This window comes from Janthinobacterium kumbetense (assembly GCF_023703445.1).
GTDB classification, from domain to species: Bacteria; Pseudomonadota; Gammaproteobacteria; order Burkholderiales; family Burkholderiaceae_D; genus Janthinobacterium; species Janthinobacterium kumbetense.
The window spans coordinates 1-13,893 of sequence record NZ_JAMQGR010000010.1 but is presented as its reverse complement, the minus strand read 5'-3'; the positions used below and the strand labels follow the sequence as shown (position 1 = coordinate 13,893).

8 protein-coding genes are annotated in these 13,893 nt (G+C 59.6%); all 8 read left to right on the top strand.

The window, feature by feature from the left end; all coding sequences use genetic code 11:
• Positions 1–57: 57 nt before the first annotated feature.
• Positions 58–2,211 carry an HDOD domain-containing protein gene (locus NCG91_RS22540; RefSeq protein ID WP_251351284.1) on the top strand — a complete coding sequence of 718 codons (2,154 nt, stop codon included), beginning with the start codon at positions 58–60 and terminating at the stop codon, positions 2,209–2,211.
• Positions 2,212–2,216: 5 nt separating this feature from the next.
• Positions 2,217–4,421: an EAL domain-containing response regulator gene (locus NCG91_RS22535; protein ID WP_251351283.1), complete on the top strand. Its 2,205-nt coding sequence runs from the start codon at positions 2,217–2,219 to the stop codon at positions 4,419–4,421.
• A 2-nt stretch (positions 4,422–4,423) separates the two neighbouring features.
• The gene (locus NCG91_RS22530) at positions 4,424–5,998 is read left to right on the top strand and encodes a tetratricopeptide repeat protein (protein ID WP_251351282.1); all 1,575 of its coding nucleotides are present in this window, start codon (positions 4,424–4,426) and stop codon (positions 5,996–5,998) included.
• 342 nt (positions 5,999–6,340) lie between these two features.
• Positions 6,341–7,045: a DUF4197 domain-containing protein gene (locus NCG91_RS22525; RefSeq protein WP_251351281.1), complete on the top strand. Its 705-nt coding sequence runs from the start codon at positions 6,341–6,343 to the stop codon at positions 7,043–7,045.
• A gap of 424 nt (positions 7,046–7,469) precedes the next feature.
• The gene (locus NCG91_RS22520) at positions 7,470–10,364 is read left to right on the top strand and encodes a YjbH domain-containing protein (protein ID WP_251351280.1); all 2,895 of its coding nucleotides are present in this window, start codon (positions 7,470–7,472) and stop codon (positions 10,362–10,364) included.
• 53 nt (positions 10,365–10,417) lie between these two features.
• Positions 10,418–12,346 (top strand): SLBB domain-containing protein, encoded by a 1,929-nt coding sequence (locus NCG91_RS22515; protein ID WP_251351279.1) that lies wholly within the window; start codon positions 10,418–10,420, stop codon positions 12,344–12,346.
• A gap of 104 nt (positions 12,347–12,450) precedes the next feature.
• Complete coding sequence (locus tag NCG91_RS22510; protein WP_099666288.1) at positions 12,451–13,671, top strand: GumC family protein; 1,221 nt, start codon at positions 12,451–12,453, stop codon at positions 13,669–13,671.
• A gap of 57 nt (positions 13,672–13,728) precedes the next feature.
• Positions 13,729–13,893, top strand: a 165-nt coding sequence (locus NCG91_RS22505) for a sugar phosphate nucleotidyltransferase (protein ID WP_251351359.1), incomplete at its 3' end; no start/stop codon positions are given.

Genomic DNA, 13,893 nt, shown 5'->3' with positions numbered 1-13,893 from the left:
GTGGCCGCGCTTCGCTGCTAAGCGCTCATCCTTTTCGAACCGGCAATGCCTGATACGATGCATCAATCTGATCAAGATATTCGCAATCGCCTGCTGATTGCCCGCCTGCCGGCCATGCCGCAGATTCTCATCAAGCTGATCGCCCACCTGCAGGCCGACGATGCCGGCATGCCGGAGCTGGCCGCCCTGATCGCCAAGGATGCGGGCATGACCAGCAAGATCCTCGGCGTGGCCAACAGCTCGGCCTACCATCGCCAGGGCAAGGTCGTCAGCCTGGAGCAATCGCTCGTGTCGCTGGGCACGGACATGATCAAGACCTTGGTCATCAGCGAATCCGTCTTCCAGACCTTCAACAGCTTTCCCCATTCCGGCAGCACGGATTTGCGCGCCTTCTGGAAAAGTTCGCTGTCGGCCGCCGTCATGGCGCGCGCGCTGGCCAAGGCCATGGCCTATCCGCATGTCGAGGAAGCGTATCTGGCCGGCTTGCTGCACAACGTGGGCCGCCTGGCCTTGCTGGCCACGGCGCCGAAGGAATACGCGTTCAATTTCACGGCGCGCGACGATGCCGCCCTGTGCGCGGTGGAGCAGCGCACCTTGCAGATCACGCATGCTGAAGCGGGGGCCTGGCTGATCGAGCGCTGGCATCTCGATTCCTTCCTGGCCGACAGCGTGCTGTATCACCACGAACCGCTGGCGCGCCTGGAAGCGAGCCATCCCCTGATCCGCATCGTGCGCCTGGCGCACCTGCTGTGCTGCCATACCGACGATGCGGAATCGATCACGCAGGCGGCAAGCCTGTGCGCGCTGGATGTCGACGTACTGCAAGACCTGGCCGGCAGCGTCGTGCGCCAGGTGGCGCAGGCGGCGCAGCACCTGGGCATCGACCTGGCCGGCGCGGACGACATCGCCACGCCGCCCGCGTATGCGCCGCCATCCGTCGATCCGGTGCAACTGCGCCTGTCCGATGAAGTGCGCAATATGGTGCTGGTGTCCGAAGTGGGCCAGACCTTCTCCCGCCAGCAGGGAGAAAGCAGCCTGCTGGAAGCCATCACGCGCTCGGCGCGCATCCTGTTCGATTTCGACACCGCCGTCATCCTGCTGCAAAACCCCACCGGCCATGCGCTCGTCGGCGTGGAGGCGGGCGAACATCAGCAGCGTCTGGCCGGCTTCTCGATCCCGCTGGCCAAGGGCGGGCCCCTGGCCGCTTCGGCGCTGGAGTGCCAACTGGCGTTCCTGAAGCGCGACATGCCGGCGCTGGGCATCGTCGAAGAGCAGTTGTTCCGCATTCTCGGTACCGACAGCCTGGTTTGCGTGCCGCTAGTGGCGGGCCAGCGCAGCCTGGGCGTGTTGATTGGCGGCGTGGCGGCGTGGCAGATTCCCGCGTGCCAGAAGCGCGAGGGTTTCCTGCGCGCCTATGCCAACCAGGCCGCCACGGCGCTGGAAACGGCCATCAGCGCGCGCGGCCTGGCACGGCGCCAGCTCGATCACGTGGCCGAGGAATACCGCGCCGCGTCGCGTCGCGTCGTGCATGAAGTGAATAACCCGCTGTCCATCATCAAGAACTACCTGAGCGTGCTCGATCACAAGCTGGAGAAGCAGGAGCCGGTCACGGGCGAGATGTCGATCCTGAACGAGGAAATCGACAGGGTCGGCCAGTTGATCAGCGGCCTGGCCGACCTGCAGCCGGTGGCGGCCAGCGGCGTGACCGATTGCGCGCGCGTGGTCGACGATGTGCTGCGGCTGTTCCGCGCCACCGACTTCCTGCCGCCGAAGATCGAGGTGGTCACGCGCATGCAGGATGCACCATGCGAGGTGGAGGCCGATGCCGACATGCTCAAGCAAATCCTGCTCAACCTGCTGAAAAATGCCGTCGAAGCCTTGCCCGATGGCGGACGCATCGAAGTGGCGAACCGTGGCCACGTCAACCGCGACCGTCGCCTGTACCTGGAATTGTGCGTCAGCGACAATGGCGCCGGCCTGGCGCCGGAAGTGCTGGCCAATCTGTTTTCCCCTGTGCGCAGCAGCAAGGAAGGGGCGCATCACGGCCTGGGCCTGTCCATCGTGCATGACCTGGTCACCCGCCTGCATGGCGTGATCGGCTGCCGCAGCAGCAAGTCCGGCACCTCGTTTGAAATTCTGCTGCCCATTCCCTTGCCAGCGAGTGCTGCAGCCGCGCTGCCCGCGCCCGGCAATACCGCTTTGTCTTCGTAACGTCCATGAACTCCTCCGCCATTCCGTTTGACCTGGAAAACAGCCCGCGCATCCTGCTGGTCGACGACGAGCCCCGTTTGCTCGCCTCCCTTCACGAATTGCTGAAGGACCGCGGCTACCAGCTGTACACGGCCACCTGCGGCAGCGAGGCGCTGGCGCAGTTGTCGAAACTGCGCTTCGACCTGATCCTGCTCGACTTGCGCCTGCCCGACATGAGCGGCCATGAAATCATGGACCACATCAACCGGCGCGGCATCGAGGGCGACGTGATCGTCATGAGCGGCGACGTCGGCATCGAGGCGGCCATCGGCGCCCTGAAGCGTGGCGCCTACGATTATCTGCGCAAGCCGTACAGCCGCGAGGAGCTGCTCAAGACGGTGGAGAATGCGCTGCAAAAGCGCAAGCTGGCGCTGGAGAACGAGCGCATCGCGCTGCAGCTGGAAAACTCGGAAAAGATGTACCGCTACCTGGTCGACAGCTCGCCCGACATCATCTATACCCTGAACCACGAAGGCCGTATCACTTTCATCAACGACAGGGTGCATCAGTTGCTGGGCTTTAGCCGCGAAGAGCTGATCGGCAGCCATTATTCCATCCTCGTGCACGATGAAGACCAGGAGCGGGCGCGCTATGCCTTCAATGAGCGCCGCCTCGACGAGCGGGCCTCGCGCAATGTGGAACTGCGCCTGAAGTGCCATAGCGGCAGCGGCAGCGACCGTACCTTCAATAACACGCTGATGACGATTCCGCTCAATTCGATCGGCATGCACAGCCACGATCAGGAAGCGAAAAAGCAGGAGTACTTCGGCACCTACGGCGTGGCGCGCGACATCACAGACCGCAAGCGTGCCGAGGAAGTCATCTCCTACCAGGCCTACCACGACATCCTGACGGACCTGCCGAACCGCATGCTGTTCAAGGACCGCCTGGGCCTGGCCGTGATCCAGGCGCGGCGCAAGCTGACGGAACTGGCCGTGATGTTCATCGACCTCGATCGTTTTAAACTGGTCAACGATACCCTGGGCCATGTGAAGGGCGACGAACTGCTGCAGCAGGTGGCGCTGCGCCTGAAGGATTGTTTGCGCCGCGGCGATACCCTGGCGCGCCAGGGCGGCGATGAATTTACCATCGTGCTGCCGGAACTGCGCGACCGCCAGGATGCGCGCCTGATCGCCGACAAATTCCTCGAATGCCTGCACCAGCCGTTCGACCTCGATGGCAACCAGGTGCATATCTCGGCTTCGATCGGTATCGCCATCTATCCGGGCGACGGCGAGACCATCGACGAGCTGCTGCGCCACGCCGACATCGCCATGTACCAGGTCAAGGCGCTGGGCAAGAATGGCCACAGTTTTTATCACGAGTCCATGCTCGACGTGTCGCACCAGAAGATCGCCCTCGAGCAGAGCCTGCGCAAGGCGCTGGAGCTGAACCAGCTGGAGATGTATTACCAGCCGCAGGTGGACGTGATGACGGGCCGCATCGTTGGCGCCGAAGGCCTGATGCGCTGGAACCACCCGCAGCGGGGCTTGCTGACGGCCGGCGAATTTTTGCCGTTCGCCGAGGAAAACGGCTTGATGCTGCCGATCTCGGACTGGATGCTGGGCGCCCTGTGCCGCGACCTGGTGCAGTGGAACGCGGCTGGCGGCGAGGCCGTGCGCCTGTCGCTCAATTTGTCGCCGCAATACCTGGACCGGGGCGACTTTTTCGAGAAGATGCGCGGCGCCCTGACGCGCTATGGCATCGCGCCTGAAAAGATCGAAGTGGAAATCACGGAAAACATCTGCATCCGCAACCCGCAGTATGCGATCGAGCAGTTGAACAAGCTGTGCCAGCTGGGCGTGTCGGTCGCCATCGACGATTTCGGCACCGGCTATTCCTCGCTGTCGTACCTGCACCGCTTCCCTATCCACACCATCAAGATCGACCAGTCGTTTGTGAAGGAAATCCACGACGAGCACGGACACTACCCTGTCATCCTTGCCATCATCTCGATCGCGCGCGGCCTGGGCCTGCACCTGATCGCCGAGGGTGTGGAAACGGAAGGACAGGCGCGCTACCTGCAGGACAAGGGCTGCACCACGATGCAGGGCTATCTGTACCACCGGCCCATTTCTCTGGGCAGTTTCATCGGCGTGCTGCAGGAACAGAACCGCCTGATCGCTGATGCGGCCCCCGCGCTGTCCCAGACGCTGGCCATCGAGGCTTGACCGTGCCGCTTGCCGACCCCCGCTACACGGCTGCTCATTACACGGCTGACTACCTGCGCCTGAAAGGACTGGCCGAGAAGGGCAATGCGAACGCCCAGCACAGCCTGGGTTTCATGCATTTCAATGGCCAGGGGATCGAACAAAGCTATGCGCTGGCGCTGCACTGGTATGGCCTGGCCGCCGCGCAGGGGCTCGAACACGCGCAATACAACCTGGGCGTGATGTGCCAGAAGGGGCAGGGCGTGCCACAGGATTTTGCGCAGGCGGCGCACTGGTACCAGCAGGCGGCCGAGCAGGGCTACGCGGCGGCGCAATACAACCTGGGCTGGCTGTATGCCAAGGGCCAGGGGCTCGCGCAAGATAGCGGACAAGCCATGCTGTGGTTCAGCCGCGCGGCGGAACAGGGTGACGCGGGCGCGCAGAATAATCTGGGCATGATGTATGACAATGGCAAGGGCGTGCCGCAGGACTTTGTGCAAGCCATCGCCTGGTACCGCAAGGCGGCCGACCAGGGTTATGCGCGCGCGCAGTTCAACCTGGGCCTGCGCTACGACAATGGCCAGGGCGTGCGCCAGGACCGCCAGCAAGCGACGGCCTGGATGCGCAAGGCGGCCGAGCAAGGCTATGCGCCGGCCCAGTTCAACCTGGCGCTGCGCTATGAAAATGGCGACGTGCTGCCGCAGGACAGCAGGCAGGCGATCACCTGGTACCGGCGAGCGGCCGAGCAGGGCCACGCCAGTTCGCAGTTCAATCTGGGACTGATCTACGACAATGGCCAGGGCGTGCCCTGCGATAAGCAGGCGGCACTCGAGTGGTACGTGAAGGCGGCTGACCAGGGGCACGCGGCGGCCCAGCACAACCTGGGCCTGCACCATGAGCATGGCGCGCAGGACTATACCCAGGCACAAGTGTTCTACCGCCAGGCGGCAGGGCAGGGCTTTCCCGCCGCGCAGTACCAGCTGGGACTGTTGCATGAGCACGGGCAGGGCATGCCTGCCGATGCGCAGGAAGCCATCTTCTGGTATCGCAAGGCGGCCGACCAGGGACATGTGCGGGCGCAGTTCGACCTGGGTTTGCGTTATGAACATGGCCAGGGCGTGCCGCAGGATCTGTCGCTGGCGCTGGAGTGGTACCACCGCGCCGCCGAGCAGGATTACGCGCCGGCGCAATACATGCAGGGCGTGTTGCACGACCGCGACGATGGTCCTGCGCCCGACAGCCAGCTGGCCTGCGCCTGTTATTGTCGCGCCGCAGCACAAGGCCACAGCCTGGCCCAGTTTGCGCTGGGGCTGCGGCATGACAATGGCCAGGACGTGCCGCAGGACTATGCCGCCGCCTGGGACTGGTATGCACTGGCCGCGCGCCAGGGCCATGCGCGGGCACAAATGAATCTGGGCCTGATGGCGGCCAGCGGCCAGGGCGGCCCGCTCGATTTGCAGCAGGCCTACATCTGGCTGTCGATGGCGGCGGCGGCCGGCGTGTCGGGCGCGGAAAAATCCTTGCGCCAGACGGCGGCGCGCATGCGCGAGACGGATCTGGCGCGGGTGCGCGAACAGCTGGCGGCGATAGCAGGCTGAACCTATCCCGGTAGGGAGCGTCTTCTGCTGGCAGCGTATTCGGGAGCGCGGACAAGGCGTGAGGAGGATGCGTGGCGAGCCACGCGACGACGATCAACGCAGTCCCCGCTTCCGAGGCGCGCCAGCAGGAGATGTATTCATCTGCTGGGATAGGTTCTAAACTATGCCGCCGGCGTTAGCGTGCGCGGATACAACAGCCGGTGTTGTATAGTCCTTTCCCTTCGCCATCTGTGGCACCCCTTGTTTCCCCCAACACGCAAAAAATTGCTGCAGTATTTGCAGTTTTGATGTGCTAAGGTTCCAGCAGAAGGTAGTCTGTCTATTCTTTAGAAAAGGAAAACTATGCGCCTGAACCCTTTCCCTGGCCGTTCGGCCGTCCTCCTGTGCACGTTGGTGTTGCTGTCGTCCGGTGCAGGTGCCGCCGGTCCCCTGGATGCCCTCAGTAACCAGGATGCGAGCAATGGCTTGAAGGCGGCGCTGGAAGCCGGATCGGCCGCCGCCGTTGCCAAGTTGGGCATCGAAAATGGTTTTCTCAATAACGACAAGGTGAAGATCAAGTTGCCCAGCATCCTGGAACAAGCCAAGCCCTTGCTGAAAATGACGGGCCGCGGCCAGCAACTGGACGATCTGGTGGTGTCGATGAACCGTGCCGCCGAATCGGCCGTGCCCATGGCCAAGCCATTGTTGCTCGACGCTGTCAAATCGATGAGCGTGAGCGATGCAAAAAATATCCTGTCCGGTGGCGATACCTCCGTCACGGATTTCTTCCGCCAGAAGACATCGGCACCCCTGGCCGTCAAATTCCTGCCCATCGTGAAATCCGTTACCGACCGTTCCGGCCTGGCCAGCAAGTACAACAGCACCATGAGCCAGATCGGCAAGACGGGACTGGTGCCGCAGCAGCAATCGACGGTGGAAGGCTATGTCACGGACCGTGCGCTTGACGGCCTGTACCTGATGATCGGCGAGGAAGAAAAAGCCATCCGCAGCAATCCGCTCGCATATGGCAGCAAGATTATCGGCAAAGTATTTGGCAGTTTGAAGTGACCTTTCCCGCCTGCCGCAGCGCCGCAGGCGGCGTTTGCGGTGCAGGGACAGGTGTGGCGCTAGGGAAACAAGTTAAGCATTTGCTACAAGAAAACAATGTTAAAATTCTGCGACATATATTCCTGAGGCATGATTAAGCAACGATCTGTTGCCCGGGAGTGCCTAGTTTTAGTGGCGAACTGATACGTGGCATTGCAAGATGCCCGTGGGTTGGCCTTTTTTCGTTTCATTCACTTTTCCCCAAGCTCATTGATTTTCTGAAGACATTGTCAGGAATTCCAGGTGCAGGATCTTTAGGTAGCCGGATTTGTTAAGCGTACTCAGAAAATCAATCAAATATACCTGGTGTGGCTGTCTGGTGCTTGGCGCGCCTTCGGTGATGGCCGCGACCCCGAATCATGGTGGCCAGTCCGGGTATATCAATATGCCCAGCGCCGTGGTGGAAACGGATGGTACCTTCAGCGTCGGCTACAGCTACGACAGCCCGTATGGCCAGTTATGGGCGACGGCGAATATCCTGCCTTTCCTGCAAATGACGGGACGTTATGTGTCGATAACGGGCATACCCGGTTTTACCAATGTGCCCGGTGAATATGGCAGTGGCTATGGCCGCTACAAGGATAAAGTCGTCGACGGCAAATTGCGCCTGTGGACAGAAACGGAGTGGATGCCGTCCGTTGCCGTCGGCATGACGGATTTGTTCGGTACCGAGCTGTTCAAGGGCCAATATGTGGTTGCCACCAAGACATTTGGCGTCAGCAAGAATATCGAAGCGAGCCTCGGCTATGCTCATAAACGCCCGGACGGGGTGTTCGCCGGCGCGCGCTGGACACCGGCCGCGCTGCCACGCTGGTCGGTGGTGGCCGAATACGATACAACGAATTACTTGCGCGACTTCCGTGCCAGCGAAACGGACGCCGGCAAGCGCCGCAAAGGCGCGTCCGTGGGCCTGGAGTACCGCTGGGGCTGGCTTGCCTTGCAAGCGGCCCGTAACCGCGACCAGTTCAGCGTGAACGCCTATATCAGCATTCCGTTTGGCGAACGCGAGTTTGTCCCCAAGGTGTACGAACCGCCGTATTTCGTGGATGACAAGAATCCGCCACCGCTGCCAAGCAAGGAAGAATGGCACCGCGACGCCGTGTATGGCGCCGACCTGGTCAATGCCCTGGTGAAGCAGGACTACAAGAACATCCGTGTCGAGCAGGAAGGCAATGTCCTGAGCCTGAGTCTGACTAACAGCCGGATTTCGAACATGGGTCGCGCCGTTGGCCGTGCCGCGCGCACGGCTGTCGCCTTCGCGCCAAAGGGCGTGACGACCTTGCGCATCACGTATACCAAGCTGGACCAGCCAATCGCCACCTACGAATTCTTTGATTTGCCAAAACTGAATGACTATTTGGCAGGCAAGATCGACCGCAAGGCCTTCCTCGACGTCGTGCTGCTGCGCTACCCTGAAAAAAGCGATGTCATCCGGGACGATCAGCAAGGCTGGCTGCAGGAATTCCTCGACAAGCCGGCCCCCGTCGTTGCCGCAGCACCTGCACCAGTACCTGCGCCCGCGCCGGTACTTGCCACCGCTTCCGCGACTGCCATGGCGCCCGCGGCGTCTGCTCCTGCCGTTTCCGCACCGGCTCCCGCCAACGCCGCCAATGTCCTGCAGGACGATGGCAAGCTGGCCGTCGGCGTTGGCGTTGATGGCGACGTGGTGCAAATCAAATCGCTGGACCGGGAAGCGAACCGTTTCAAGGTCGCTCCCAAGGTGGGCTTCTTCTTCAATGACCCGAGCGGTGCCTTCCGTTATTCGATCTCGGCCGTGGCCAACTACGACCGCCGCCTCGGCGACGGCCTGTACCTGAATAGCGCCGCCAGCCTGCAGTTGCTGGAAACCGTATCGGGCGTCAAGCAGCCATCGAACAGCAATTTGCCGCACGTGCGTACCGATATCGCGGAGTATTTGCGCGGCGGGCGGTTCTCGCTGAGCCGCGTCTTGCTGAACAAATACAACAATCCCGCCGAGCGCGTATATACCCGCATGTCGGCCGGCCTGTATGAAGACATGTTCCGCGGCGTGGGCGGCCAGGTGCTGTACCTGCCGAAGGATAGCCGCTGGGCGGCCGACGTGGCTGTCGATGCCTTGCAGCAGCGTGGCTACAAGGGCTTGCTCGATTCGCGCGACTACAAGACGGTGACGGCGATCGGTTCCCTGCATTACCGCTTGCCGCACGATATTACCGTGACGGCGCGCGCCGGCCGCTTCCTGGCCAAAGACACGGGCGTGCGCGTGGAGTTCAAGCGCCGCTTCCAGTCCGGCATCGAAGTCGGCGCGTGGTACACGCATACGAACGGCAACGACATCACCAGCCCTGGCACGCCGTCGAAGCCGTATCAGGACCGTGGCATCTTCCTGTCCGTGCCGCTGAACAGTATGTTGCCGATGGATACGCAATCAACGGCCGGCTTTGCCATTGCGCCATGGACGCGCGACGTGGGGCAGATGGTGGCCTCGCCTGGCGACCTGTACGACATGTTCGAGCGCCCGCGTGCCGACATGCACAGCTACGATGGCCTGGGCAACTTTGCCGAGCGCCCGGACGAACAGCACCTGCCTGCCGTCAATCCGCCAGACCGGCCGTTTGTCAGTCCATGGCCCGCCATGCGCGCGCGCCTGGAGCAATCGTCTTCCGCCTTGCCGCAACCGGCCGAGTGGGTCAAGGCCACGGCCCTGATCGGCGGCGTGGTGCTGGCCTCCGCCTTGAGCGACAAGCCCGTCGACCGTTTCGTCAAGAAGCACGAGGATTCCAAGGTCTACCGCAACTGGGACAAGCTGGGCAAGGCCATGCCATACGCGTCAGTGGGCGCCGCTGCCGCCGCCTTCGCCTTGGGCGATGAGCGCATGCAAAATACGGGACTCATTTCCCTGCAATCGGTTGCCGCGGCAACGGGCGTGGCAGTGGCCGGAAAATATGCGTTTGGCCGCGCCCGACCAGAGGAAGACCTCGGAGCGTGGAGCCGCGTCGGCAGCGGCAGTTCCCGTTCAAACTCGTCGTTCCCTTCCGCGCATGCCGCGATCGGCTTTGCTGCCGTGACGCCATTTGCCAAGGAGTACGATGCGCCCTGGCTGTACAGCGTGGCCGCCGTGGGTTCCGCCGGCCGCGTGTTCGGCCGCAAGCACTGGGTGTCCGACACGGTCGCCGGCGGCATCCTGGGCTACGCCATGGGCAGCTGGCTGTGGCACGCGCAGCGCGACCAGAGCAAATCGGGTTTGTCGATCAATCCCGGCCCGAAAGAAATCAGCGTGACCTGGCAGGGCAAGTATTAAGCGCGCATGGCGCTCCCTTTACTCATACAACATTCATCCAGACAAAGACCAGCATGAAAAAGCAATTTCGTACTCCCCCGCCTTTCGTGAAACACATGATTTTCTCGGCTTTCCTGCTGGGTGCAACTTCGGCCTATGCCGTCGAACAGGAACTTGGCGTAACTGACATGCCCCGCACGGATATTTCTCGTGCACAGGCGAATGAAATGGGCGGCAGCAGTTTGCCCAGTATTCGCAGCGGACGCGGTGAGCAGCGTCAGGCAAAAAAAGTCCCCGTCAACAGTAACGGCAAACGGAGCATTGTGGGTACTGGTACTGATGTTGATGCGCCAGTCGGGGCTTTCGAAGAGTATGTCGATGGCGTGACCGGTAAGAAATTGAGTATCTTTGGCCAGGATCTGTTCGGTGACGTGCCGTCCACCTTTGCGCCGCTCGATGGTGTCCAGGTGAACCAGGAATACGTGATTGGCACGGGTGACGAGTTGCAGGTACGCGGCTGGGGCATGGTTGACATTGACGTCAGCGCCACGGTTGACCGCAGCGGTGCGATTTTCATCCCACGCGTCGGCTCCATCAAGGTCAGCGGCGTGCAGTACAAGGATTTGCAGGGCTATTTGAAAAAGGCCATCGGCAAGATATACACCAATTTCGACTTGACTGCGAGCATTGCGCAAACGCGTGCCGTGCAGGTCTACGTGGTTGGCCATGCCGTTCGTCCCGGTACGTATACCCTCAATTCCATGAGCACCCTGCTCAACGCCCTGTTTACCTCGGGCGGTCCGGACGCTACCGGCAGCATGCGCAGTATTCAGCTCAAGCGCGGCAAGGATACCGTCACCACGTTCGACCTGTATGACATGCTGGTCAACGGCGACAAGAGCCGTGACGTCACCTTGCGCGACGGCGACGTGATCTATATTCCTGAGGTGGGCCCGCTGGTGGCCTTGACGGGCAGCGTGAAGCAACCGGCCATCTTCGAGTTGAAAGGCAACGCGACACTGGCTGATGTACTGAGCTGGGCCGGCGGTTTTGATTCGGCGGCGGAAACCAAGCAGATCGTGGTCGAAAAGAACATCGACAATCAATATAAAACCGTGCTGGAACTGGTAGCCGACAAAGGCGTTTCCAGCAGCCAGTTGGCCGGCATTGCCGTCAAGCCTACCGATATTCTGCGCGTGTTCGCACCAGGCGCTGTACCCGTCCAGGCACAAATCCAGAATGAATACGTGCGCGTGGCTGGCGAAGCAAAGCAGAGCGGTATTTTCTTGCTGAAAAAAGGTGAAACCTTGCGCGAACTGATCGCCCGTGTCGGTGGTGCCAATGAAAACGGCTACCTGTACGCCACCCAATTGAACCGCGAATCCGTACGCCGCGCCCAGCAAATCAAATTGAACCAGGTGGCCGACCGCTTTGAGCGCGACCTGGAATCGAATGCGACCCAGCGCATCTCCTCGAGTGGCGACAAGGAGAATGCGGCAAAAACGGCTGCTGAAGTCGAGCAGCAGCGCCGCATCGTGCAAAAACTGCGCACCGTCAAGGCAGAAGGCCGCATTGTGCTCGATTTGCCTGGCGTCGATACGCAAGTGAAAAACCTGCCCGATTTGCCCTTGCAGGACGGCGACTCGATCCTGATCCCGCGCCGCCCCGGCACCGTGGATGTGCTGGGTTCTGTCTTCCAGCAAAACGCGTTCGTTTATCGCTCACAGCGCACGGTCAACGACTATGTACAGCAAGCTGGTGGCATCACCGCGAATGCGGATAAATCCGAAATGTACGTGATTCGTGCGGATGGCACGGCGAAAAGCGGCCAAGGCACCGGCTGGTTCGGTGGCCTTGGCGGCACGGCGTTGAATCCGGGTGATACCGTCGTGGTGCCTGAAAAAATCGAACGCAGCACGTTCATGCAGAGCTTGAAGGAATGGACAGCTATTTTTTATCAGTTTGGTTTGGGTGCGGCTGGTTTGAAGGTGCTGAAAGACTAATGTCAAGTAGATGCCAGGGTATCTTGATAGTTATGCGATATGCGTAAGACAAACGAACCTTGGTGACGCTGAAAATATGACGGGTTATCAACCGAGAGAAAAAGATGTCTGAGCAATTAAAAAATAGAGAGCAGAGCGTACCGATGAATGAAAATAATGATGAAATTCACTTATTGGATATATTGACTGCACTTGCCCGGCAAAAAAAAATATTGTTTATGGTACCGTTGGTAACGGGAGTGTTGGCAATCGCTGTTGCATTCCTGATTAAGCCGACTTTTTTATCGACAGCAGTCATTTTACCTCCTCAGCAGCAAAGCTCGGGAGTCTCTGCCATGTTGGGACAGCTTGGCGGGCTGGCTGGAGCCGCCGGCGGCATTGCAGGGTTGAAAAATCCTAATGATTTGTATGTTGCTATGTTGCAAAGTCGAACCATCGCAGACAAACTGATAAGTCAATTTGATTTGAAAACACGCTTTGATGTGGAAACATTAGACGAGGCGCGCAAGAAATTGGACGGCATGGCGACTGTCGTTAATGATAAAGCCGGAACTATTTCTGTGCTGGTCGAAGATAAAGATCCGAAATTTGCGGCCCAAATAGCCAATGCCTTTGTCATTGAGCTGTCGAATTTGACCAAGGGCCTTGCGATAACCGATGCTGCGCAGCGCCGCCTGTTTTTTGAAAAACAGTTAGTCGCGGTTAAAGACGACTTGGCGAATGCCGAAATTGCTTTGCGCAAGACACAGGAAAGTACTGGCATGCTGCAATTGGATGGACAAGTCGAGGGCATTATCCGTAACGTTGCCCAGTTGGAAGGAACGATTGCAGCCAAAGAAGTGCAACTGAATGCAATGCGGAGCTTTGCAACAAATAACAATCCAGATCTTATGCGTTTGCAGGGGGAAATACAAGGATATCAAGCTCAACTTGGTAGATTGAAAACAGGGAAATCATCCAAGGACGGCGATTTGATGGTGCCAACCGGAAAGATTCCTGAGGTGGGGGTTGAATATATACGAAGCTTGCGTAATGTTAAATATCAGGAAACCATATTTGAATTGCTGTCAAAACAGTATGAGTTGGCAAAAATAGACGAGGCCAAAGAATCGTCGAACATACAAATTCTCGATAGTGCAGTACCGGCAGAAAAAAAATCAAAACCGAAAAAAATGATTATTATTATTTTGGGATTTGTCGGTGGTGGATTCTTGGCATTGTTTTTGGCATTGATGCGTGATGCATATTTGCGGTCTGCTCATGATGAGGGCAGCAAATATCGTTGGAGCGCTCTGAAAAATGCTTGGGCGGGAAAAAATAATTGAATAGCGGGTATACCTGGGCCTGCCTGCGGGTAGTAAATTGAAGAGTAAGGGAATTAAATGAAAGCTGTTATTCTGGCGGGAGGATTGGGAACCCGTATTAGTGAGGAAACATCAACAAAGCCCAAGCCGATGGTGGAAATTGGTGGCAAACCGATCCTCTGGCATATCATGAAGTCCTATTCTGCACATGGTGTTAATGATTTCATCATCTGTTGCGGCTAT

What these genes read in the sequence shown, in the direction of transcription:
- NCG91_RS22535 (WP_251351283.1), top strand. Translation starts at nt 2,217, where the DNA reads ATGAACTCCTCCGCCATTCCGTTTGACCTGGAAAACAGCCCGCGCATC.
- NCG91_RS22540 (WP_251351284.1), top strand. Translation starts at nt 58, where the DNA reads ATGCATCAATCTGATCAAGATATTCGCAATCGCCTGCTGATTGCCCGC.
- NCG91_RS22510 (WP_099666288.1), top strand. Translation starts at nt 12,451, where the DNA reads ATGTCTGAGCAATTAAAAAATAGAGAGCAGAGCGTACCGATGAATGAA.
- NCG91_RS22515 (WP_251351279.1), top strand. Translation starts at nt 10,418, where the DNA reads ATGAAAAAGCAATTTCGTACTCCCCCGCCTTTCGTGAAACACATGATT.
- NCG91_RS22525 (WP_251351281.1), top strand. Translation starts at nt 6,341, where the DNA reads ATGCGCCTGAACCCTTTCCCTGGCCGTTCGGCCGTCCTCCTGTGCACG.
- NCG91_RS22520 (WP_251351280.1), top strand. Translation starts at nt 7,470, where the DNA reads ATGCCCAGCGCCGTGGTGGAAACGGATGGTACCTTCAGCGTCGGCTAC.